Source organism: Weizmannia sp. FSL W8-0401 (genome assembly GCF_038009125.1).
GTDB classification, from domain to species: domain Bacteria; phylum Bacillota; class Bacilli; order Bacillales; family Bacillaceae_C; genus Weizmannia; species Weizmannia coagulans.
In genome coordinates, this window is record NZ_JBBPAG010000001.1 from 637,961 (window position 1) to 660,521 (window position 22,561).

Genomic DNA, 22,561 nt, shown 5'->3' on the forward strand with positions numbered 1-22,561 from the left:
CATCTTTGCTGTTTTATTTTCTCACCATATTGATTGTCCATAAGAAAAACAAAATTTAAATTGGAAATTTTTTAAAAAAGCTTGACGAATCCGAAAAAAGGGGATAAATTGAACATAAGCATTTTTTAAGTCCGTTGTGTAATGGCTTTTGCGGTGTTTATGGCAAATTTCATACTCGTATTTTCTTATCAAGAGAGGTTGAGGGAATGGCCCGATGAAGCCTCAGCAACCTTCAATGCTTTTACGCGTTGAAAAGGTGCTAAGTCCTGCAAGTTATGGGATCCATAACTTGAAAGATAAGAAGATGGTTCATGCACGAAAAGAATGGCCTTCTTCTTATTGGAGAAGGCTTTTTGATTTTAAGTGAGGGAGTGTCCATCATGTATCGTACAGAAACAAAACTTGCACAGATCGGAAACCGCAGTGACCGCGTGACAGGTGCGGTGAACCCGCCTGTTTATTTTTCTACCGCTTACCACCACGAAGGCATTGGGCAGTCGACCGGTTTTGATTATTCCCGTACCGGCAACCCGACACGCCAGTTGCTGGAAGAAGCGATTGCGGATCTGGAGGGCGGGGACCGCGGGTTTGCGTGCAGTTCCGGCATGGCTGCGATTTTCACTGTTTTATCTTTGTTCCAGGCCGGCGATGAGTGGATTGTGAGTGATGATTTATACGGCGGTACCTACCGCCTGCTTGAGCAGGGGTATAAAAAATGGGGGCTTTGTTGTAAGTACGTGAATACTTGCAACCCGGAAAATATTGAAAAAGAAATCACCTCGAAAACGAAAGCCATTTTTCTTGAAACGCCGACAAACCCCCTCATGCAGCAGACGGATATCGGCGCTGTGGCTGAAATTGCGAAAAGGCACGGAATCCTGCTGATCGTGGACAATACTTTTTATACTCCGCTTTTGCAGCGGCCGATCAAAGAAGGCGCTGATATTGTGGTCCACAGCGCAACGAAATATCTTGGCGGGCATAACGACGTGCTGGCTGGGCTGATCGTGGCAAAGGGCGCTGAACTTTGCGACAAGCTTTTCTTGTACCATAACGGCGCCGGCGCCACACTCAGCCCGTTTGATTCATGGCTTTTGATGCGCGGTATGAAAACGCTGGCGCTCCGGATGGAAAAACACGAAAAGAATGCAAAAGCTGTGGCGGCCTTTTTAAGCGCGCATCCGGATGTAAAAGATGTGCTGTATCCGGGCCGCGGCGGGATGCTTTCTTTCCGTGTAAAAGAAGAATCATGGGTTGACCCGTTTTTACGCGGCCTGTCTTTGATTACATTTGCCGAAAGCCTCGGCGGGACGGAAAGTTTTATCACTTACCCGGCTACACAGACGCATGCCGACATTCCGGAAGAAAAACGGATTGCCTCAGGCGTGGACAACTGCCTTTTGCGCTTTTCAGTCGGAATTGAAGATGACCGCGATTTGATTGCAGATATTGAAAAAGCTTTTGCCAACATTCACGAAGGGGTGCAAACACGATGACAAATGAAGATTATTCTTTTCAAACAAGGCTTTTACATAACAGCCACAAAATTGACCCGGCGACCGGTGCGGTGAGTGTGCCGATCCAGCATGCTTCGACATACCACCAGGCGGACATTGACCAGTTCGGCAAATACGATTACAGCCGCTCGCTCAATCCGACGAGGGAAGCGCTCGAGGATGTCATAGCCGAACTCGAAGGCGGCGCCAAAGGTTTCGCGTTTGCTTCCGGGATGGCGGCGATTTCAACGGCGTTTCTGCTTTTGTCGGCGGGCGACCATGTTGTGATCACCGAGGATGTGTACGGCGGCACGTTCCGGATGGTGACGGAAGTCCTGACACGGCTTGGTATTGAACATACATTTGTGGATATGACCAACCTTGAAGAAGTGCGGCAGGCCGTCCGCCCGAACACGAAAGCTTTTTATGTAGAAACCCCTTCAAACCCGCTTTTAAAAGTGACGGATATCCGGGCGGTGAGTGAACTGGCAAAGGCAACCGGGGCGCTCACCTTTGTCGACAACACCTTTTTAACGCCTGCCCTGCAGCGTCCGCTTGAACTCGGGGCGGATATCGTGCTGCACAGCGCGACGAAATTTTTAGCGGGGCACAGCGATGTCGTCGCCGGGCTTGCAGTTGTAAAAGATGAAGCATTGGCAGCGCGCCTCGGCTTTTTGCAAAATTCATTCGGGGCGATACTCGGCGTCCAGGATGCATGGCTCGTTTTGCGCGGGTTGAAAACGTTGCATGTGCGGCTGCTCCAATCACAGCAATCAGCGGTGAAAATTGCACATTTTCTTGATGCGCATCCGCTTGTGCGAAACGTGTATTATCCGGGGCTCGGGCACCATCCGCAGCATGCGTTGCAAAAGCTGGAGGCACAAGGGCCGGGCGCGGTATTGTCGTTTGAACTGGAAGATGAAGAGGCGCTACGGGCATTCGTCAGCCATGTAAAAATCCCGGTTTTTGCCGTCAGCCTCGGTGCTGTAGAATCGATTTTGTCTTATCCGGCAAAAATGTCCCACGCCGCCATGCCGCCTGAGGACCGAAGAAAACGCGGCATCTCCGACAGCTTGTTGCGCTTATCGGTTGGCCTCGAAAATCCGGATGATCTGATTGCCGATTTTGAGCAGGCTTTTTCATACACGAAAGCTGGCACAACAGTGAAATAGAAGCCGGATTCCTTCAGCAGGAAACGCCAACTGTTGCCGGTTAAAGCCCGCTTCGTTCAGAAGTTCCGAAAAAAGCAGCGGGAAACCACTGTAAAAAGGGGCCCGCTGCTTTTTTCTATTTTTTGTGCAATGAAAACGCCTGTATTCACAATCCGGGAATCGGCCGGGTAACCGTCCTGCCTGGTTGCAGCGTTTCTGTCCGGCCGCCGATATGGATGTCCAGCGCATCTCCTTCCAGCAATGCCACTTTGAACGCATGGCGCGTGACTTCCACCTGGAGCCTGCGGTTTTGGTAGGTGAGACGGAATAAATAGCGGTCCCATTGTTCCGGAATGGCAGGGTCCAGGAAAAGCCCGTTTTCTTTAATCCGGACGCCGCCGAATCCGTACACGATGGACAGCCATGTCCCACCCATATTGGCCATATGCAGGCCGTCTTTTGTGTTGCCGTGCGTGTTATCAAGATCAAGACGGGCTGTTTCGATAAAATATTGATACGCTTTTTTCGTTTCGCCGAGCCTTGACGCCATGATGCTGAAGATGCAAGTGGACAGCGATGAATCGTGTGTTGTGACTTTTTCATAATAATGATACGAGTTTCGGACCGTTTCCGGATCGGCCTCTTCTTCCAGCAAAAAATGCGCGAGCACCGTGTCCGCCTGTTTGCATACCTGGTACCGGTAAATCGTGAGCGGATGGTAATGCAAAAGGAGCGGGTAATGGTCTTTCGGCGTATGTTCAAAATCCCAGACCGCTTTATCGAGAAAGCTGTCATCCTGTTTGTGGATGCCGCGTTTTTCATCATAAGGGAGATACATCCCATCCGCTGCTTTCAGCCAGCTTGCCGCTTCTTTGTCCGTTAAACCAAGCCGTGCAGCAAATGCCGCAAAATAGGCATCATCTGTTTCTTTCAGCCAGTGATAAAATTTGTGAGCTGATTTCAAATTATATTTTGCCATCACATTTGTATAGTAATTGTTGTTGACGATGGCTGTGTACTCATCCGGCCCGGTCACATCTTCAATCGCAAATTTGCCGTCTTTTTCCCGGTAATGGCCAACCTCAAGCCAAAGCCGTGCCGTTTCCACGAGAATTTCGACGCCGTATTGCTTCATAAAGTCCTGATCTTGCGTGGCATACCAGTACTGCATATAACTGTAAGCAATGTCCGCGCTAATATGATACTGCGCTGTGCCGGCAGGGAAATACGGGGAGCATTCCGTGCCGGAGATCGTCCGCCACGGAAATAGCGCGCCTTTTTGATGGCCCATCTCTTTTGCCCTTGCCCGTGCGTGGTCAAGGATATGGTAGCGGTACAGCAGCAAATGCCGCGCGAGTTCCGGATGCGTCAACAGAAACACCGGGAAAATATAAATCTCCGTGTCCCAAAAGTAATGCCCTTCATAACCTTCCCCGGACAGCCCTTTTGCCGCAATATTGCTGGCGGTGTCTTTTCCGACAGACTGCAGGAGCTGGTACAGATTGAAACGGATCCCTTCCTGCAGTTTCGGATCGCCGTCAATTTCAATGTCCGCTGTTTGCCAGTAAGTGGCTAAATATTGCTCCTGCTCCCGTATGAGTGCGGAAAAATCTTTCCCTTGCATGCTTTTCAGGATGTCCGCCGCTTTTTCTGCGACATGGCCCCCGTGGCGGAGCGTGTCCGTGTAAATCGCAAATTTTGTAAAGCATACCGGTTGGCCGGGCTTGAAATTGATGATTGCGCGCACTTTATTTTCGTCTTGTTCATAACGGCATTCGCAAGGGGCGTTAACAGTATGGGTTACGGCACAGGCCGTTTCAAGCCCGGAAGCAAATGTGCGGGCACGCAGTATAATGGTGCCGCCTTCCTCTATAGCTTTTGTCACAGCCAGCCTTTTTGCATGGGCAGATCCGGTCCGCGGGTCGTTTGCATCGACATAATTTTGCACATCACCGTTGACAGTGGAAATCACCCGCACCGGCCCGGAAAAGTTCACCGGCTTCATTTTCACTTGAATCGCAAACAGTTCCCGTTGTGTAAAAGAAACGAGCCGCGAAAAAGTGAGTCTGATTTCTTTTCCGGAAGGCGATTTCCAGTGGATGGCACGTTCGGAAAACCCGCGTTTCATGTGCAAAGTTTGGGAAAAACCGAGAACTTCCCCTTCAAAAAGAGAAAAGCGTTCTTTTTCTTCTCCAAGAAAAATTTCGATGGTCTGCGCATCGATCACATTCAGCATTTTCTGCCCGGTTTCCGGAAATCCGTACGCTTTTTCCCCGTATTCGATGTCTGTAATGTCATAAAAAGCATTCAAGTATGTGCCGCGGATGGAAGGAATTTCTTCCGGGTAGCCTTCTTCAAAGTTGCCGCGCACGCCAAGATAGCCGTTCCCGAGTGCAAATAAACTTTCATTGACCAGCAGCATTTGTTTGTCACATTCGTGTTTTGCCATTTCCCATGTCATACGCGGTTCCTCCAAAAATTTGAAATTCATAGAGGGCATGATGCAAGTACCCTTCATCTTCTTTATGATTTAGCCGGCAGGCAACAACGGATCTCCTGCCGGCTCAACGTGTTCCTTTTTTGCAGTACGGGGGATGTGAAATTATTCTTTCACCCCGCCCGTTGTAAGGCCGGAGACGATTTGTTTCTGGAACAGAAGGACGATGATCAGGGTCGGGACCGTGACGACTGTGGTAGCGGCAGCGACCTGTCCCCAAAGTATTTCGAACTGGGTGCGGAGGAAAGAAATCGCGACCGGCACAGTATGGTAATTAGCGTCCGAGTTTAAGGTAATCGTCAGCAAAAATTCGTTCCACGCGGCAATGAATGTAATAATCGCAGTTGTAAAAACACCTGGCGCGGCAAGCGGGAAGACGATCCGGAACAGCGTCTGGACCGGCGTCGCACCGTCAATTTTTGCCGATTCTTCAAGTGCGAGCGGAATCTGGTTGAAATGCGTCACCAGGATCCATACCGCAGTCGGCAGGGTGATCGTCGAATACGGCAGGACAATCGCATACGAGTTCGTTAAATGCAAATGCAGGAACAAGTTATAAATCGGCCCGGTGACAATCATTTGCGGGAACATCGAAACCGCCAGAATCAGCCCGAGCAACAAGTTTTTCCCTTTAAAATCAAAACGCGAAATGGCGTAAGCCGTAAACGTGGCAATTAAAATAATGTAAACCGTTGTCGTTGTCGCAACGATAAAACTGTTTTTCACCGATGTCAGGATTCCCTTTTGGAAAATCTGCGTGTAATTTTCCCATGTTGGATGATGGGCAAAGACCCGAAAAGCCCCGTCCCCAAAAATTTCCCCGGAAGGTTTAAAGGAGGTGATAAAAATCCAGAAAAACGGAAATATCATCCCAAATAAAAATACGGCAATCAGGGCGATGATGAGCACATTCCATTTGCGGTTCGTTTTCATGGCCATCCCTCCTTAGTTTTTATCCATCAGATTGGCACCGAGCACTTTAATGTAAATGGTTGCGATGATGGCAACGCAAATAAACATGATGATCACAATGACGGAGCCGTAGCCGAAGTTGGTTTGCCCGAACATCGTTTTGTAACCGTAGACAGACATGGTTTCTGTTGCCCCGCCCGGACCGCCGCCTGTCAGGACGTAAATCAGGTCGAAAACGCGAAAAGCGTCAAGTGTCCTGAACAGCAGTGCGACCAAAATGGAAGATTTGAGCATTGGCAGCGTAATTTTGAAAAACTGCTGGATTTTTGTTGCGCCGTCAATGGATGCGGCTTCATACAACCCTTTGGAAATGTTTTGCAGGCCGGCAAGCAGCAAAAGGGCCATATAAGGCGTTGTTTTCCAAACGTCGGCTAAGATCGTGGATACCATCGCGCCGGATCCCGTTAAAAGCAGAATGCGCGAATCGCTGATCAGCCCGATAGACTGGAAAAAGTGTGCGACAACGCCGCTTGTGCCGTCATACAAATAACTCCACATGAGCGCGGCAACCGCGGTCGGAATCGCCCACGGGATCAGCGAAGTTGTCCTTACAATGCCTTGCCCTTTGAACGCTTTGTTCATAATCATGGCGAGGCCGAGGCCGAGGACAAACTCAAGGAAAACCGAAACGACGGTAAAGAGCACGGTATTCCATAAGGCATGCCCGAGCCGTTTATCATGCAATGCTTCTTTATAAGACTTGAAACCGATGAAGTTGGAGGGTACAAAGCTGCTTTTGAAATCTTTAACAATTTTTGATAAATTTTTTCCGTTTTGCGTATTGTATTTGGCATTGATTTCCTTTACCAGTTTGGATGAGTCGGTATAAAGGCCCATCAGCTTTTTCTGGTCGGCCTGGCTGATTTTTTGGACGCCTTTTCTGCCTTTATACTGCTTGGCAACATCGGCAACGCGATGGACCAGCTTGTCGACTTTTTGCCGGTCGGCCGGGTCGGTGATTTTTTCCTGGTCTTCTGTCAGAAACAGCCTGACATACGTTTGCGTTTCGTCAAATAAATCGAAATTATAGCGCGGGCTCATGTACAGCCCCGATTTTTGCTGGTTATTCAGCTGATAATCAAAAAAGGTATAGCGGAGTGACTGAAAAATCGGCCACAGCGAGAATACGCCGATAATCAACAGGGCTGGAAGGATAAATAAAAAAGCCTGCAAGCGGTTCTTCTTCATGATGCTGGCACCTCTTTTCACCGTAATGTTTCTTCCCGTACGGAGGATGCACAGTTTATGCAGCGCCCCCTCATATCTTTTTAAAAAAGGCTCTATTGAATAGAGCCTTTCGCCGATATCAAACCATTATGAAAAGCAGGCGCCCGGGGACGGAAAGGGAGTAAAACGCGCCCCTGGACGGTTGCTTATTCGCCTGCTGCGTCCTGGATCGTTTTGGCTGCATCATCCAGATTTTGGCCTGTGCTTAAATATTTGTGGGCCGCAATTTGGATCGTGTCGGATACTTTGCTGTACTTCGCGGATACCGGGCGGGCAATCGTCGTTTTCAACGCTTTTTGGAAGCCCGGCATGGTCAGCATTTTGTTTTGTTTTTGGACATCAGGATCATTCAGCAAATCATTATATCCCGGCAGGTAACCGCCTTTTGTGGACATAATCTTCTGCCCTTTTTTGCCGGCTACGAATTTTACAAACTCCCATGCGCCTTCCACATGTTTTGAGTTTTTGTTGATGCCGAGAAGCCAGCCGCCGACAGCGCCGCCGTTTGGAAGCGGGGCAATGCCGACATTTTTGATGTCTACTTTTACGCCTTCTCCGCCTGTTTTAATGGTGCCGTACTGGTACGGCCAGTTCCGCGCGAAGACTGATTTTCCTTGTGCAAAGCTGTCCAGCGTTTGTTGTTCCATATAGTTTAGCAAATCTTTCGGCGCCCATGATGCTTTTGTAAAATTGTACATCGTCTCAAGGCCGCCTTTGATATCTTTATAATGATTCGTGAATTCTGTCACGTTGACAGTTAAGCCTTCATATTGTTTGGATTGATAAACAAAACCGTTTGTCGTTCCGCCTTTGCCGGCATATTTTGCAGCCATATTTCCGAGTTCTTTATAGGTGTAGTCCCCGCTTTCGAGTTTCGCAGCATCTTCCTTGCTGACAATATCGGAACGGTAATACAGAATGCCGAGGTCCGGGAAGAATGGAAGTGTATATTGTTTCCCTTCATAGTTTCCGGAAGCCATCGAACCGGCATTGAACTGGTCTTTCGTCAAATTGGCATCCATCATTTTCTTGTCAATCGGGACAAGGTAACCGGCACCGGCAAATTCTCCGCCCCATACAACGTCCATGGACATAATGTCATACTCACTTGATCCGCTGGAGAGCGAAGTCAGCAATTGGTCATGCATTTGTGCCGAGTCATTCGTCATTTGCACCCATTTCACCTGGTATTTTTTCGATTGTTTGTTAAAAGCTGCAATGACTGCTTTTGTCGCAGGTGTGCTGTCATTTTGTGCCGCAAATTTTAACACAATCTTTTTCGAGGAACTGCCGTTTTTACTTGATTTCGAGCTTGAATTGCTGCCGCAGCCGGCCAGCACACCCACAACAAGCGTAAGCGCTGCCAAAATAACGCCCGCTTTTTTCCACATCCTAAAGCCCCCTTTAGTTTTGATGATTACACTTGAATATTACCATGTATGCGCATACAATGATATTGAAATCTTTAGATCTATAATAAAATTTTTAGATTGAGGGGCGGCTCCGATGAAACAGTCTGTCATCAGCAAATCCATTATAGAACGCTACCTTTCGTACCGCGTTGAACACCAGCGCGAGTATTTTCTGCATCCGCCTTATATGATGGAAAAGCAGTTGTTGAATGCTGTAAAAGAAGGAAGAGTGGAAGCAGCCGAATCCGTTTTGAAAAACATCAATACGCTGGAGCGGGCAAAACTTGCGGAAGAACCGATCCGCTCGCTCCGTAATTCACTCATCTGTATTTGCACGCTGTTTACAAGGGCGGCGATCGAAGCGGGCGTGCTGCCGGAAACCGCTTTTAACATCAGCGATGCGCATATTCTGGAGATTGAAAGGTTAAAGACGCAGGAAAAGCTGTTTGAACTCGAGTACAGCATGCTGCGCAATTTTACGGAAGCCGTGCAGCAGGCAAGGAAACAAGAACATCGCTACAGCCATGCGATTCATATGGCTGTGGCATATATTCATGAAAATATTTTACAGGTGATCACGCTTGAATCGCTGGCGAAACATGTTTACCTGAATCCGAGCTACTTGTCCCACTTGTTTAAAAAAGAGACCGGCGTATCGGTGACGGATTATATAAATAAAAAGCGGATTGAAGAGTCGATTTATTTTTTGCTCCATACGAATATACCCATTTCTGAAATTGCGCTTCTGTTCCATTTTTGCAACCAAAGCTACTATACTTCGCTTTTTAAAAAATATATGGGGCTCACCCCAAAAGAATTCCGGGAGCAAAACCAGTACTAGTTTTGCTGGCATGTATCCGTTTTTTAACGGTCGGCTGGCGCTTCCTTGTGATTTTCCAATGTTTAACAAAACAACAGCACCGTTTCACGTCCGGATTTCCATCAAGTTCCTTTCCTTAGCCACCGTCTGCACACTCGAACAAAACCGTATATCGCCCATGCTGCGGGTCTTCCCTTTTTGCCACAGGCGTTGGCGGAGCGGGGATTTGTAATTGCCGGCGGTGCACAGAACGTATATACTAAACATGGAAACATTTCACCGTGCTAAGGAGAAAACTGTTTTGAAAAAGGCATTTGGCAATATTGAATTGACCGTGATTACAGAAGAACAATTTTTGGACGAATTTGAGAGCCGGGTACACGAAGGAATTAAAACCAATGTGTTTTTTTTAAATGCGCACTGTTACAATATCGCCCAAACCGACCGCGACTACTACCGGATTATCAATGAAGCCGACTACCTGCTCAACGACGGGGTCGGGATTGAAATCGGCGCAAAACTGTTTGATATTCCGCTTGCCGGCAATTTAAACGGTACCGACTTGACGCCGAAAATATTAAAGCGATGTGAAAAAAACGGCTTCTCCGTATTTGTGCTCGGCGCTACCGAAACGAATTTGAAAAGTGCAATCCAACATTTCCGCAGGGACTATCCCGGTTTGAAAATTGCCGGCGCCCATCACGGTTATTTTCAATCAAACCATGAGATTGTAGAGGCGATTAACCGCTCGCATGCCGATGTGCTGATCGTCGGAATGGGCGTGCCGCTCCAGGAAAAATTCATTGCCGGCTTCGATCGGGAACTTTTCTGCACGGCACGGCTCGGTGTCGGCGCTTTTATTGATTTTGCATCCGGAAACGTACCGCGTGCCCCGTATCTGTTCCGGAAATTGCGGATCGAGTGGCTGTTCCGGCTGTTGCGCGAACCGAAACGGCTGTGGAAGCGGAATGTTGGCAGCCTCATCTTTTTATGCCGGATTTTGCGATATAAATGGAAACATTCTTAGCTTCCTTTTTCCGGCGCGGAAAGGAACGGGGCGTGCAGGGCGGGAATTCAGACACGTGCCCCAAAAAAGAAGGGAATGCCCGGCACTTGCCGAACGATAAAAGATGTGCCAATTTTTGTTTTACAAAAGGGAAAAGCGGGTACGATAATGTAATCATTTGTAAAAGAAAGGTGAGAAATATGGAAATTGATATCAAACCCGCTGCACTCTCCCAATTTAAACAAATTGAATTTCAAGAAGGCGAAGGCATCCGGATTGAGGCGGTCTTTGTCGGGAGCTGTACAATTGCCGCTGAACATTCTTTGAAAATTGACCATAAACGGGAAGATGACGATTTGTTTAATGTTTATGGCATTCCGCTCCTTGTATCGAAGGCAAGCCAAAAACAGCTCGGTGAGAAAGTCATCATCGATTACAATCCGAATAAAGGGTACAAACTTTCTTCAGATCAGGAAGTTTACCAATACAATCTTGACTTGACAAGAGCCGAGTAAAAAGAGGTGCTTTGCATTGAAAGAAACTTTTCGTGCGTTGGTCATGGAAAATGCATCACAGCCGGCACGCTCCGTACAGGAATGGGATACGGGCCGGCTGCCGGCAGCGGAAGTCACCGTAAAAGTCGCCTATTCAAGTGTCAATTACAAAGATGCGCTTGTTGGCGTGAGAGGGGACTTTGTCAAATCTTATCCGTTTATACCGGGGATTGATTTGGCAGGGACGGTGCTTGCGTCCGCTGACAGCCGCTTTAAAGAAGGCGATGAAGTGATCGTCACAAGTTACAAGCTGGGCACCGGGCATTTCGGCGGATTCAGTGAAATGGCGCGCGTGCCGGCTGCCTGGGTGGTACCGCTTCCGAAAGGGCTGACATTAAGAGAATCCATGATTTTAGGGACAGCCGGCTTTACGGCAGCGCTGTCCGTGCAAAAACTGGAAGACCACGGGCTCAAACCGGGACAAGGGCCGGTGCTTGTTGCCGGAGCAAGCGGCGGTGTCGGCAGTGTTGCTGTCGATATTTTGGCAAAAAGGGGTTATGAGGTCACAGCTTCAACCGGGAAAAAAGAGGCACACGCTTATTTGAAACGGCTCGGTGCGGCCCGCATCCTTGACAGGGAGGCCGTTATGGACCATGAAGACCAGTCGATTCGCAAAAAAGAATGGGCAGCTGCAGTCGATCCTGTCGGCGGGAAAACGACACAATACATCATCAGCACCCTTCAGTACGGCGGAGCGGTGGCAACGAGCGGTCTTACCGGTGGAAGAGAAGTCACAACGACCGTAACGCCGTTTCTCGGGCGCGCTATCAGCTGGTTCGGAATCGATTCTGTTTTTTGCCCGATGGATCTCCGGGTGAAAATTTGGGGAAAACTTGCCAGCGATTTTAAACCGGAACATTTGACGAGTGAAATTGTTCGGGAAATCAGCCTTGAGCAAGTCCCGGCCGCACTTTCGGATATTTTGGAAGGCAAGCTCCAGGGCCGGACAATTGTAAAAATGTAACAAAAAAGGATGCGTGGCACTCGCGCATCCTTTTTAACAACCGCAAAAAGCGCTGGTTGAATGGATAAGGGCACCGGCTGGCGTCTTGAGGCCATTCCGCCATTCCAGGGTTCACCTTTCCTTCGAATGTACCTCCATTACCAGCTGGCATGCTTGCGAGTCCGGGTTTTAACTTTCCGCCGGCTCTACATGCACAATGACCTCATATACTTCACAATCGCTGATCAGTGAATTCTCCACTTTTGTGGAAATGTCATGGGCATGGCGCAAATCAAGAGACGGATCAACGCCGATGACAAGATCAATAACCGTATTGTTTCCGTACTGCCGCGCTTTAATATCCTTCACGCTTTGGACGCCGGCTACGCTTAATACTTTCGCTTTATAATTTTCCAGCTCCGACTCATCAAATCCGTCCGTTAAAAGATGGGAAGTATCGCGGAAAATTTCCCAGGCGGTTTTGCAAATCAATAAGCCGACAACAATCGCAGCCGCCGGGTCAAGCCACGGAAGATGGAACTGCGAACCGATGATGCCGATGCTCGCGCCGATACTCACCCAGGCATCGGACAAATTATCCATCGCGCTTGCCCGCACCGCCTGGCTGTTGATGCGTTTTGATAACCGTTTATTGTACAAATAGACAAAAAACATGACAACAGCACAAAGTAACCCGGTCCATGCCGCTGCCATATCCGGGGATTCGGATTTTCCATGCACAATCGAGAGAATGGCATCATAGAGCACCTGGATGCCGACCGCCACCATAATGAGAGAAGCAACCATGGAGGCGACGTTTTCCGCTTTCCAGTGCCCGTAAGGATGATCGCGGTCCGCCGGTTTCCGGGAGAGGCGGAGCCCAATCAGGACGGCGATCGAAGACAGGATGTCCGTAATATTGTTCAGCCCGTCTGCCTTCAGGGCGTTTGAATCCGTATAGAAGGCAATCACTAGTTTCAGCACCGACAGGCTTAAATAGGCCGCCATGCTGATCATAATGCCGTACTCGCCTAATTTTAAATTTTGGTATTTTTCTTCATTCATTGCTTTCACTTCCATTTGGTTTACTTCTCTATCATAACAATGAAGTGCAGGGTGGGTCTACAGCAACGTTTTTTCCGGCCGCTATAAAAGTTAGATGCGGGAAAATCCGCCTTCTCATGCATTAAGGTCTGGGATTTCAACAAATTTATGCTAATATAGAAATAGAAAATTTTTTACAGGAGGCCAACATGAGCACTGATTGGAAAACTTCTTATGAAAAATGGAACCGCTTTGCAGAGCTGGATGCCGCATTAAAAGCAGAACTATCCGGCGTAAGCGGGGATGAAAAAAATCTGGAAGACCGCTTTTATAAAAACCTTGAGTTCGGAACGGGCGGTATGCGCGGGGAACTGGGCGCCGGCACGAACCGCATGAATATTTATACAGTCCGGAAAGCATCAGAAGGGCTGGCAAACTTCATTCTCGACCAGGGGGAAGAAGCTATAAACCGTGGGGTCGCGATCGCCTACGATTCAAGGCGCAAATCGCCGGAGTTTGCCCTTGAAACCGCAAAAACGCTCGGCAAGCACGGGATCAAAGCCTATTTATTTGATTCCCTCCATCCGACGCCGCTTTTGTCATTTGCGGTCCGGTACTTGAACGCTTATGCCGGCGTTGTCATTACAGCGAGCCATAACCCGAAAGAATACAATGGTTACAAAGTTTACGGGCCGGATGGCGGGCAAATGCCGCCAAAAGAAGCGGACGAACTGACAGGCTATGTGAACCGTGTCGAAAATGAGCTGCTTGTCGAAGTCGGCGAAGAAAAGGATCTGATCGAAAAAGGCTTGCTCGTTTATATCGGCGAAAATGTAGACAAAGCTTACCAGGACCAGCTCATCAAACTCCGCCAAAACAAGGAAGTGATCAGCTCGGTTGCAGATTCTTTCAAAATCGTCTACACGCCGCTGCACGGGACAGGCAATCTTCCGGTCCGCCGCGGCCTTGAAAATTTCGGTTTTCAAAACGTCACCGTTGTAAAAGAACAGGAGCTGCCGGATTCCGAGTTCTCAACAGTAAAATCGCCAAATCCGGAAGAACATGCCGCTTTTGAACTTGCCATCCGCTACGGCGAAGAAATCGGCGCGGACATTTTGCTTGGCACGGATCCGGACACTGACCGCCTCGGCGTTGCCGTAAAAAACCATGAAGGAAAATACGAGGTTTTAACCGGCAACCAGACAGGTGCATTACTGCTCCATTATCTTTTAACACAAAAACAAAAGCAAGGGACTCTGCCGGAAAATGGTATTGTCATCAAAACGATTGTAACGTCTGAAATCGGCCGCGATATTGCCCGGTCTTTCGGCATCCCGACCATCGACACTTTGACCGGTTTTAAATTCATCGGTGAAAAAATCAAAGAGTTTGAAAAAACCGGTGCCCATACTTTCTTATTTGGGTATGAAGAAAGCTACGGTTATTTAATCGGCGATTTTGTGCGCGATAAAGATGCGGTGCAGTCGGCAGTCCTTGCTGCTGAAGTGGCCGCTTACTATAAGTCGATGGGAAAAACATTGTATGAAGGCCTGCTCGACATTTTCGAACAGTACGGCTACTATAAGGAATCCTTAACATCGCTCACTTTGAAAGGAAAAGAAGGATCGGAAAAAATCGCCGGCATCCTTGCCAACTTCCGTGCCCATCCGTTAACAGAAGTGGCGGGCATCCCGGTATCCGCCCGCGAGGATTATCAATCACAACTGCGGACCAACGCGAAAACGGGAGAAACGTCAAAAATTGAACTGCCAAAGTCCAATGTGCTGAAATTTTTCCTTGAAGACGGTTCATGGTTCTGCATGCGCCCGTCCGGAACAGAACCGAAAGTGAAGTTCTACTTTGGTGTGAAAGCGGACAGTCTCGCGGAGAGCGAACAACGGAACAAACGCCTAAGCGATGAAGTGATGAATCTCGTAAACCGTATGCTTTAATTGTATTCATAGGGTGCCCCGGGCGGATCTGACGTCCGGGGCGTTTTTTCGCGCTATTGCAGAATACTGCCGGACTACCGCAGCCCAGGCGGAACAACGCTCATTATCACCGGCCTGGCCATCTCTCCGGGACCGCCCGTATTGCTGCCGCCCCCGTATTTGTACCGGTCCTTCTTTCCCGTTTCATGCAGGTTCAGTACGATTTTTCCTTTCTGCAAAAGCAGGCGTAGCTTGCAGAAATTTACCGAAAAAATAAGCCTGATTTTTCTTTACTTTAAAAATAAGGCATGATATATTCTGGGCAGATGCACATTTTCGGCCGGGACGTATCTGTTTGATTCAACAGAGTCCGGCCAACCGGTCCGGTTTGCGGACTGTCACCAACTTTTCGAAAAAGGTAACCGGCACAGCGGAGCCATATGCGAAAATCACGGTGAAAGCCGGCAAAACAACGATCGGAACCGGCAAGGCCGGTAAAAACGGGGAATTTGCGGCCAAGATACAACCGCAAAGCATCGGCAGAAAACTGTATGTCTATGCAACCGATGCAGCGCGCCATACAGGAAAGGCCGTAGCCACAACCGTAAAACCGCCGGCACCGTCCGCACAGGGCGTTAAAGCAGGCGCAACGAAAGTGACCGGAACTGCACTTAGCGGGTCCAAAGTCTATGTCAAAACCGGAAAAACGGCAATCGGCCATGCTGTTGCCGGGAAAAATGGCAAGTTTACCGTGAAAATCAAAAAGCAAAAGGCAGGCACAAAATTGTCGTTGTATGCTGTTAAAAACGGCATTTGGAGCGACGCTAAAACGATTACGGTACAAAAATAGGAGAGCGGATCACCCCATTCAAAACGATATCGCTTTTCAAAAGGAGCATAACGTTTCAGGGCCAAAAAGGCCGGGAGCCGTCCCGGTTTTTTTGCTTATGATAAAGGGCAAATGCCATGCTTTTTTCTTCCGCGGAAACGGCTGAAGCGGGCGGCTTTTTTTTGCCCATTGGAAGAAAAACGCCCAAAAAGGATGCAACATTTTTCTTACTCATGTAAAATGGAAAGAGCGAATAGGAGGCTTTGCCATTGCTCATGAAGAAAAAACAAAGCGCGCTGGTGCTTGCAGGTCTCTGCATCCTGTTTATGGCTGCCATGTTTCTTCTCTCCAACCAGCCCTATAAGGAACAGGACATGCGGCCGGAACTGGAAAAGCTGGTACGCCTCGATGCAAACACATTGCCGAAAATCGAATTTTATTACGGGGGTGCGCTTGTCACGTCAACGCTGCCGTATGATTTTATTGAATTCTGGATCCGGAAATCCTGCCATGTGGCGGAATATGCCGTCTGTACTTTGCTGATCCTTCTAACTTTGCGCACGGTTTTGGTTCCTGTCCGTTTTGCAGTCCCGGCCGGCTTTCTGGCAAGTTTTCTCTATGCCAATCTTGACGAATGGCATCAAAGTTTTGTCAGCGGCAGAACAGGGCATTTTATAGATGTCATCACTTTTGACAGCTTCGGAATCTTGATTGGCGTCTGTCTGTTTTTATGGTTTACGCGAAGGAAAAAATCCCGATAATGCTTAACGAACGGCATTTGTTTCTTTATAATAATCGTATTGAATATACAACAGGGAGTTCTAATCTATGAGCATATCTGTCAGATTTAAAAACGTTTCGAAAAAGTATAAAATGTACCGGAGCAATTCGGAAAAAATTCTCGACATCATTTTGCCGGGCGGTTATGGCGATGATTTTTACGCCCTGCAGAACATATCTTTTGAGGCGAGCAACGGGGATGTCATCGGCGTGATCGGCGTTAACGGCGCCGGCAAATCAACCTTGTCCAATCTGATTACCGGCATTATTCCGCCCACAACCGGAACGATTGAATTAAACGGCGAAACATCGCTGATTGCCATTAACTCCGGCTTAAACAATGAATTGTCAGGCCTTGAAAATATTGAACTGAAATGCCTGATGCTTGGGTTCACAAAAAAGCAGATTAAGGAGCTAACCCCGCAAATTATTGAATTTGCGGATATCGGGCAGTTCATTGACCAGCCTGTTAAAAAATATTCAAGCGGGATGAAGTCACGGCTCGGATTTGCCATCTCGGTCAACGTTGACCCTGATATTCTTGTCATTGACGAGGCGTTATCGGTCGGCGACCAGACATTTGCCGATAAATGTTTTGAGAAGATGAACGAATTCAAGGATGCTGGCAAAACGATCTTTTTCATCAGCCACTCGATGGGCCAGGTAAAGAAATTTTGCGAGAAAGCGATGTGGCTGGAAGCAGGGGAAATTAAGCAATACGGCGCGATTGATGATGTCCTGCCAAATTATGAAAAATTCCTGAAAGAATTCAAATCGTGGCCGAAAGAAAAACAGAAAAACTTCAAACAGATGATTCTCGAAAAACGGAGCAAAGAAAGAAAAGAAAAAGTGGCAGAATAAGGAGGCGGCGGCCCGGAATGCTTGTTGCGTGCCGGGCAGCCGCTTTTTGCTTACCGGGATTTTCGCTGGAAAACCGGGAGTGAACGGCTGAAGAACGATTCCAGCCAGGCAAACTGTTTTTCGCAAAAAATAGATATAAAAATTGATAGCGATTACTTTTTAGCGGTATAGTGAAAATGTGTACATACTCACAATGGGAGGGAATTGTAGTGGCCAGCTTAGAAAATAAAATTGCAATTGTCACAGGCGGCGCTTCCGGAATCGGACTTGCAACCGCAAAAGCTTTTACGGAAAAAGGGGCGAAAGTGGTCATTTCCGATTACAACGAAGAAAGCGGCAAAGCGGTTGAAAAGGAAATTAACGAAAAAGGAGCGGATGTATGCTTTATTCGAGCCGATGCATCTGATGAACAGTCCGTCGCCGGTCTTGTCGCAGAAACCGTCAACCGGTACGGCAGAGTGGATATTATGGTGAATAATGCCGGCATTGGCGTCATGGCTACAACCCATGAACTGAGCTTTGAAGACTATCAAAAGGTTATTTCCGTCAATCAAAACGGTGTATTTTTCGGTTCGAAATATGCCATCCGTGAAATGTTGAAAACAGGCGGTGGCTGTATTGTCAATACATCCTCTATTTTAGGGTACGTCGGCGAACCGGGCGCTTTTGCCTACAATGCAAGCAAAGGTGCCGTCAACCTGATGACAAAGTCGCTGGCCCTTGAATATGCATCAAAAGGCATTCGCGTGAATGCGGTGAACCCGGGGTATGTTGAAACCGGCATGGTGAATAAGGAAGCACTCGGCGATTTTTATGACGGCCTTGTCGCAAGGCATCCGATCGGCCGGCTCGGGCGTGCGGATGAAATCGCCCATGCCATCGTATTCCTCAGTGAAAATGAATTTGTAACCGGCATTGCCCTGCTCGTGGACGGCGGTTATACAGCGCAATAAGTGCGGCATAACCAGCGCCAAAAGGCATCCATCCGGTCCGGGTTGATACCGGTTGATGCGTTCAAGCCATAAACCGGCCCTCGGGAAGAATCGCCGATTTGGCCGTATTTGCAAATGCGTCTGTCCGGACAAGCCATAAAAAAACCTGCATCCGCTAAAAGGATGCAGGTTTTTTTGGTTAAAAGTGCATAACCCAGATGGTTCCGTAAACAACGACGATCGCAATGATGATGCTGTAGATCATATTGCTGACATTGATCTTTCCGTTTTCGCCTTCTTTGACGTGCATGAACATAAATAATTGCACGCCAGCCTGGAGGAAGGCAAACAATCCGATTGTCCAGATGATCGCCGTTTTAGAAAGGTTGGTATACAAAGCAACATACAGTGCCACAAGGGTCAATACGATTGAAAGCAGAAAACCGATGACATGGCCGATCGGATATTTTGAATGATGCTCCATTATTTCATCAACCCTCCTAAATAAACGAAAGTGAAGATAAAGATCCAGACAACATCAAGGAAGTGCCAGTAAATACTTACAACGAAAAATTTGCGTGCCGTCATCGGCGTTAAACCGCGGCGGATCAGTTGTATAATAATCGATATTCCCCATAAAATCCCGAGGGAAACGTGGCATCCGTGCGTTCCGAGCAATACATAGAATGCGGAAAGGAATGCGCTTGTCGGCAGTGTTGCCCCATCATGAACGTACGTGACAAATTCATTGATTTCAAAGCCGACGAAAGTTAAACCGAGAAGAAGGGTAACGATAAACCAGCCGAGCATCGCGCCTTTATTCCGGTTGCGCATATTGAAGACGGCAATTCCGCATGTAAAACTGCTTGTCAAAAGGACAAAGGTTTCAATCAGGACACCTTTGAGCTCAAAGATGTCCTGCTGAACAGGCCCGCCTGCTGTTTGGTGCTGGAGTGTAAAATACGTTGCAAACAGCGTTGCAAACAAAGTGATTTCAGCCGCCAGGAAAACCCAGAAACCGAAAATGGTTAAACGGTCCTGATTGCGCTGGTATTCGAGTGGCAATGATGTATCCAAATGTTCGTCGCTCATCGTTTTACACCTCCTGCTCTTGTATTTTCTGTGCGAATGATTTCTTCTACACTGATATAGTGCCCTTTATCCGGGTCAAACGATCTCCACGCAAGGCAGCCGAGCATCATCAAACCGCCGAGAATGGCGAGCCACCACCAGGACCAGACAAGGCCGAAACCTGCAAGGCCCATCGATACAGCGGAGAAAAATGGCATTGCCGAGTTATTTGGCATATGGATCGGTTTGTACTCTTCATCCCGGTAAATCGGTGTGCCGTTTTCTTTGTATTCTGCGAACGCATCAAGTGTAGAGACAACCGGCTGTTTCGCAAAGTTATATTCCGGAACCGGTGTAGGGGTTGCCCAATCTAATGTGCGGCCATCCCAAGGATCACCGGTCGTGTCGCGAACGCCATGTTTAATACTGTAAACAATGTTCCAAGCCAGGACGAGGAACCCAATCCCCATGATATAGGCACCTACTGTAGAGGCAAAGTTCCAACCTGTCCAGCCAAGCCCTGCTTCATAAGTGTACATCCGGCGCGCCATCCCGTCGAGGCCGACAAAGAATTGCGGCAGGAAGCAAAGGTTAAAGCCGACCATCCACAACCAGAACGTAATTTTGCCCAGTTTTTCATTCAGCATATAGCCGAACATTTTCGGATACCAGTAGTGGAGCCCTGCGAAACATGCATAGGCGACTGCCGGAATCAATGTATAGTGGAAGTGGGCAATCAGGAAATATGAATTGTGATATTGATAGTCTGCCGCTGCCATGGAAAGCATAACACCCGTAACCCCGCCGATCAAAAATGTCGGGATAAAGGCAAGCGACCAAAGCATAGGCGTTGTTGTTCTAATTTTCCCTTTATGCAATGTAAAGATTTCGTTAAATAATTTGACACCCGTTGGTATCGCGATAATCATCGTTGAGATCGAGAAGAACGAGTTTACGACTGCTGTGTTCCCCATTGTAAAGAAGTGGTGAACCCATGTGAAATAACTGAAGAATGCGATACCAGCCATCGCAACGACCATGGAGGCATATCCAAACAATCGTTTACCCGAGAATGTAGCGATAATGTCCGCGTAAATCCCAAGAGATGGCAGCAACACAATGTACACTTCCGGGTGGCCCCAGATCCAGAACAAGTTTGCCCATAACATCGGGCTGCCGCCTGAACCCATGGTAAAGAAGTGTGCGCCGAAAGTACGGTCAAACGTTACTTCTGCCAAAGCCACTGTCAAAACAGGGAAAGCAAAAAGCACGATGATAAAAGTAATCAAAGTAGACCATACGAACATCGGCATTTTCATTAATGTCATGCCCGGCGCCCTCATTTTCAGAATCGTGACAATGAAGTTCACGGCTGTTGCCAGTGTCCCGATCCCGGAAAGCTGCAGGCCCATTGCATAATAGTTGTTTCCGACACCTTTTGTAAATTCCGTGCCTGCAAGCGGGAAGTAGTTCGTCCAGCCGGCAGTAGGGGAACCCCCGATAATAAATGAAATATTAAAGAGGCACATCCCTGCAACCATTGCCCAGAAGCTGAATGCGTTCAAAAGCGGGAAGGCAACATCGCGCGCCCCGATTTGGAGTGGAACAGCAACGTTAATCAGGCCGAACAAAAACGGCATCGCCATAAATAAGATCATGACAACCCCGTGGGTCGTAAAGATCCCGTCATAATGGTTGGCATCAAGCAGATGCTGGTTCGGCAGTGCAAGCTGTGTTCTCATCATTAAAGCATCGACACCGCCGCGGAATAACATTAATACCGCAACGATAATGTACATAATCCCGATTTTTTTATGGTCAACGGTTGTCAGCCATTCTTTCCATAACCATTTCCATTTCTTGAAATAGGTTAGAGAAAAGATCACAGCGGCCGCGCCAAGTGCCATGCCAACTTCGGCGGCATATATGGCCGGTTCACCGGTGACGAAAAAATCACTAAGTTTCACACTGTTTTCCTCCTATTCCAATGATTATTTTCCGCCCATATCCATCCCGGACATATCGTGGTGATGGTGGTGATTTTGTTTCTCACCTTTTTCCGATTCTTCATAATAGCTTTTTTGTTCATCCGGTTTATCCCATTTTAGATGGGTCCCGGTGTAAGTCTGTCTTCCTACGAGGCCTTCTTTTTTAATCAGTTTTTCATAATCCGATTTTTTCATTTGAGGCGCTCTGCTTTTGACTTCCTTCACCCACGCATTAAAATCTTTCGGCGTTTGGGCCAACACATCGAAGTCCATCTTTGCAAAGCCTTCCCCGTTGAAGTTTGCGTTTCTTCCTGTATATTCGCCAGGGTGGTCAGCAGCCAGAATCAGCCTCATCGTCATGTTCGGCATCGTATATTTCTGTCCGCCAAGTTCAGGGATCCAGAAAGATGCCATCGTACCGGATGATGTCAATTCGAAATTGATTGGCCGCCCAGCCGGGATGTTTACATAGTTAACGGTTTCAATGCCCTGTTCCGGATAACTGAAAATCCATTTCCATTCCGATGACGTGACATAAATCGTTAAAGGTTTTTCGCCTTTCATGGATTTTGGCGTTTCTTCAACCGAATAGTTTGCTTTAACGGTTGGAATGGCAATGGCGATAATAATCAGCACCGGGATAATGGTCCACACCGTTTCCAGCACTTTATGGCCGTGGATTTGCGGCGGTTTATAATCAGCCGGCAGACGTGACGCCCTGTATTTGATCACCATATAAAGATACAACCCAAGGACAACGACGAATACAAAGGCCATCAAGATGGATGAGTAAACAATCAAATGATATTGTTCCCGCGCCATTGGACCTTGTGGGTCGAGCACTGCAATTTTGGTGTCACATCCGCCGAGCAAAAAGAGCGATGTGAGGGACAAAAGCAGCACCAATTTCCAAGGTAGTTTCCTCAACACATTTTTTCTCTCCTTCCGGTTTGGTAAAATAGTGTACAAATAAAAGCAAATGAAAAAAAGGTGGTACTTTTATTTTTTCACCTTTATTATGGTGCTAACCTATTTTACAATAAAAAA

20 protein-coding genes and 1 riboswitch are annotated in these 22,561 nt (G+C 47.8%); of the genes, 11 read left to right on the forward strand and 9 right to left on the reverse strand.

Annotated elements, in window-relative coordinates; genetic code table 11:
* Positions 1 to 182: 182 nt before the first annotated feature.
* Positions 183 to 303: riboswitch (SAM riboswitch) on the forward strand.
* Between the two features lie 77 nt (positions 304 to 380).
* Together NSU00_RS02965 and metC are read left to right on the forward strand one after the other, a co-directional pair.
* Entirely contained in the window at positions 381 to 1,496 is a 1,116-nt protein-coding gene (locus NSU00_RS02965) for a methionine biosynthesis PLP-dependent protein (protein ID WP_340703392.1), read from the forward strand.
* On the forward strand, positions 1,493 to 2,668 hold the full coding sequence (gene metC, locus NSU00_RS02970) for a cystathionine beta-lyase (RefSeq protein WP_340703393.1): 1,176 nt from the start codon (positions 1,493 to 1,495) through the stop codon (positions 2,666 to 2,668). Before NSU00_RS02965 ends, metC begins: the two co-directional genes overlap by 4 nt.
* Positions 2,669 to 2,813: 145 nt before the next feature.
* Here the strand turns inward: metC and NSU00_RS02975 are convergent, their stop codons facing one another.
* From NSU00_RS02975 to NSU00_RS02990, 4 genes are all read right to left on the reverse strand, one after another.
* Positions 2,814 to 5,108: a glycoside hydrolase family 65 protein gene (locus NSU00_RS02975; protein ID WP_340703394.1), complete on the reverse strand. Its 2,295-nt coding sequence runs from the start codon at positions 5,106 to 5,108 to the stop codon at positions 2,814 to 2,816.
* 141 nt (positions 5,109 to 5,249) lie between these two features.
* Complete coding sequence (locus tag NSU00_RS02980; protein WP_013858456.1) at positions 5,250 to 6,077, reverse strand: carbohydrate ABC transporter permease; 828 nt, start codon at positions 6,075 to 6,077, stop codon at positions 5,250 to 5,252.
* A 12-nt stretch (positions 6,078 to 6,089) separates the two neighbouring features.
* Positions 6,090 to 7,304, reverse strand: coding sequence for a carbohydrate ABC transporter permease (locus tag NSU00_RS02985; RefSeq protein WP_340703395.1), 1,215 nt, complete (start codon positions 7,302 to 7,304; stop codon positions 6,090 to 6,092).
* 185 nt (positions 7,305 to 7,489) lie between these two features.
* Positions 7,490 to 8,734 (reverse strand): extracellular solute-binding protein, encoded by a 1,245-nt coding sequence (locus NSU00_RS02990; protein ID WP_328191784.1) that lies wholly within the window; start codon positions 8,732 to 8,734, stop codon positions 7,490 to 7,492.
* Between the two features lie 115 nt (positions 8,735 to 8,849).
* Between NSU00_RS02990 and NSU00_RS02995 the strand changes: the two genes are divergently transcribed.
* The 4 genes from NSU00_RS02995 to NSU00_RS03010 all read left to right on the forward strand — a co-directional run bounded on the left by NSU00_RS02995 (position 8,850) and on the right by NSU00_RS03010 (position 12,099).
* Positions 8,850 to 9,596: an AraC family transcriptional regulator gene (locus NSU00_RS02995; protein WP_340703396.1), complete on the forward strand. Its 747-nt coding sequence runs from the start codon at positions 8,850 to 8,852 to the stop codon at positions 9,594 to 9,596.
* 280 nt (positions 9,597 to 9,876) lie between these two features.
* The gene (locus tag NSU00_RS03000) at positions 9,877 to 10,602 is read left to right on the forward strand and encodes a WecB/TagA/CpsF family glycosyltransferase (protein ID WP_251459654.1); all 726 of its coding nucleotides are present in this window, start codon (positions 9,877 to 9,879) and stop codon (positions 10,600 to 10,602) included.
* A gap of 179 nt (positions 10,603 to 10,781) precedes the next feature.
* A complete protein-coding gene (locus NSU00_RS03005; RefSeq protein WP_014096042.1) occupies positions 10,782 to 11,096 on the forward strand; it encodes an iron-sulfur cluster biosynthesis family protein in 315 nt (104 codons plus the stop codon).
* Positions 11,097 to 11,112: 16 nt separating this feature from the next.
* Positions 11,113 to 12,099 carry an acrylyl-CoA reductase family protein gene (locus NSU00_RS03010; protein ID WP_340703397.1) on the forward strand — a complete coding sequence of 329 codons (987 nt, stop codon included), beginning with the start codon at positions 11,113 to 11,115 and terminating at the stop codon, positions 12,097 to 12,099.
* Between the two features lie 168 nt (positions 12,100 to 12,267).
* Here NSU00_RS03010 and NSU00_RS03015 read toward each other — a convergent pair whose 3' ends face one another.
* Positions 12,268 to 13,143: a cation diffusion facilitator family transporter gene (locus NSU00_RS03015; RefSeq protein WP_437184213.1), complete on the reverse strand. Its 876-nt coding sequence runs from the start codon at positions 13,141 to 13,143 to the stop codon at positions 12,268 to 12,270.
* Between the two features lie 188 nt (positions 13,144 to 13,331).
* On the opposite strand from NSU00_RS03015, the gene NSU00_RS03020 reads away from it, so the two are divergent.
* The 5 genes from NSU00_RS03020 to NSU00_RS03040 all read left to right on the forward strand — a co-directional run bounded on the left by NSU00_RS03020 (position 13,332) and on the right by NSU00_RS03040 (position 18,476).
* Positions 13,332 to 15,074: a phospho-sugar mutase gene (locus tag NSU00_RS03020; RefSeq protein WP_061566517.1), complete on the forward strand. Its 1,743-nt coding sequence runs from the start codon at positions 13,332 to 13,334 to the stop codon at positions 15,072 to 15,074.
* Positions 15,075 to 15,408: 334 nt separating this feature from the next.
* Entirely contained in the window at positions 15,409 to 15,903 is a 495-nt protein-coding gene (locus tag NSU00_RS03025; protein ID WP_340703398.1) for an Ig-like domain-containing protein, read from the forward strand.
* A gap of 254 nt (positions 15,904 to 16,157) precedes the next feature.
* The gene (locus NSU00_RS03030) at positions 16,158 to 16,643 is read left to right on the forward strand and encodes a VanZ family protein (protein ID WP_340703908.1); all 486 of its coding nucleotides are present in this window, start codon (positions 16,158 to 16,160) and stop codon (positions 16,641 to 16,643) included.
* Between the two features lie 67 nt (positions 16,644 to 16,710).
* Positions 16,711 to 17,523: a teichoic acids export ABC transporter ATP-binding subunit TagH gene (tagH, locus tag NSU00_RS03035; RefSeq protein ID WP_017553876.1), complete on the forward strand. Its 813-nt coding sequence runs from the start codon at positions 16,711 to 16,713 to the stop codon at positions 17,521 to 17,523.
* A gap of 209 nt (positions 17,524 to 17,732) precedes the next feature.
* Positions 17,733 to 18,476 carry an SDR family NAD(P)-dependent oxidoreductase gene (locus NSU00_RS03040; RefSeq protein ID WP_340703399.1) on the forward strand — a complete coding sequence of 248 codons (744 nt, stop codon included), beginning with the start codon at positions 17,733 to 17,735 and terminating at the stop codon, positions 18,474 to 18,476.
* A 178-nt stretch (positions 18,477 to 18,654) separates the two neighbouring features.
* Here the strand turns inward: NSU00_RS03040 and qoxD are convergent, their stop codons facing one another.
* Genes qoxD through qoxA form a run of 4 tightly spaced genes read right to left on the reverse strand, consistent with a single transcriptional unit; the run spans position 18,655 to position 22,444 of the window.
* Positions 18,655 to 18,939 carry a cytochrome aa3 quinol oxidase subunit IV gene (qoxD, locus tag NSU00_RS03045; RefSeq protein ID WP_029141973.1) on the reverse strand — a complete coding sequence of 95 codons (285 nt, stop codon included), beginning with the start codon at positions 18,937 to 18,939 and terminating at the stop codon, positions 18,655 to 18,657.
* A complete protein-coding gene (qoxC, locus tag NSU00_RS03050; RefSeq protein WP_017553873.1) occupies positions 18,939 to 19,547 on the reverse strand; it encodes a cytochrome aa3 quinol oxidase subunit III in 609 nt (202 codons plus the stop codon). Before qoxC ends, qoxD begins: the two co-directional genes overlap by 1 nt.
* Positions 19,544 to 21,493, reverse strand: coding sequence for a cytochrome aa3 quinol oxidase subunit I (gene qoxB, locus NSU00_RS03055; RefSeq protein WP_035189426.1), 1,950 nt, complete (start codon positions 21,491 to 21,493; stop codon positions 19,544 to 19,546). Before qoxB ends, qoxC begins: the two co-directional genes overlap by 4 nt.
* A 24-nt stretch (positions 21,494 to 21,517) precedes the next feature.
* The gene (qoxA, locus tag NSU00_RS03060; protein ID WP_019722179.1) at positions 21,518 to 22,444 is read right to left on the reverse strand and encodes a cytochrome aa3 quinol oxidase subunit II; all 927 of its coding nucleotides are present in this window, start codon (positions 22,442 to 22,444) and stop codon (positions 21,518 to 21,520) included.
* Between the last annotated feature and the right edge of the window lie 117 nt (positions 22,445 to 22,561).

Coding starts and splice junctions, on each gene's coding strand:
- NSU00_RS03005 (WP_014096042.1), top strand. CDS start 10,782: ATGGAAATTGATATCAAACCCGCTGCACTCTCCCAATTTAAACAAATT.
- NSU00_RS02990 (WP_328191784.1), bottom strand. CDS start 8,734: ATGTGGAAAAAAGCGGGCGTTATTTTGGCAGCGCTTACGCTTGTTGTG.
- tagH (WP_017553876.1), top strand. CDS start 16,711: ATGAGCATATCTGTCAGATTTAAAAACGTTTCGAAAAAGTATAAAATG.
- qoxD (WP_029141973.1), bottom strand. CDS start 18,939: ATGGAGCATCATTCAAAATATCCGATCGGCCATGTCATCGGTTTTCTG.
- NSU00_RS02975 (WP_340703394.1), bottom strand. CDS start 5,108: ATGACATGGGAAATGGCAAAACACGAATGTGACAAACAAATGCTGCTG.
- NSU00_RS02980 (WP_013858456.1), bottom strand. CDS start 6,077: ATGAAAACGAACCGCAAATGGAATGTGCTCATCATCGCCCTGATTGCC.
- NSU00_RS02965 (WP_340703392.1), top strand. CDS start 381: ATGTATCGTACAGAAACAAAACTTGCACAGATCGGAAACCGCAGTGAC.
- metC (WP_340703393.1), top strand. CDS start 1,493: ATGACAAATGAAGATTATTCTTTTCAAACAAGGCTTTTACATAACAGC.
- qoxC (WP_017553873.1), bottom strand. CDS start 19,547: ATGAGCGACGAACATTTGGATACATCATTGCCACTCGAATACCAGCGC.
- NSU00_RS03020 (WP_061566517.1), top strand. CDS start 13,332: ATGAGCACTGATTGGAAAACTTCTTATGAAAAATGGAACCGCTTTGCA.
- NSU00_RS02995 (WP_340703396.1), top strand. CDS start 8,850: ATGAAACAGTCTGTCATCAGCAAATCCATTATAGAACGCTACCTTTCG.
- NSU00_RS03015 (WP_437184213.1), bottom strand. CDS start 13,143: ATGAATGAAGAAAAATACCAAAATTTAAAATTAGGCGAGTACGGCATT.
- NSU00_RS02985 (WP_340703395.1), bottom strand. CDS start 7,304: ATGAAGAAGAACCGCTTGCAGGCTTTTTTATTTATCCTTCCAGCCCTG.
- NSU00_RS03030 (WP_340703908.1), top strand. CDS start 16,158: ATGAAGAAAAAACAAAGCGCGCTGGTGCTTGCAGGTCTCTGCATCCTG.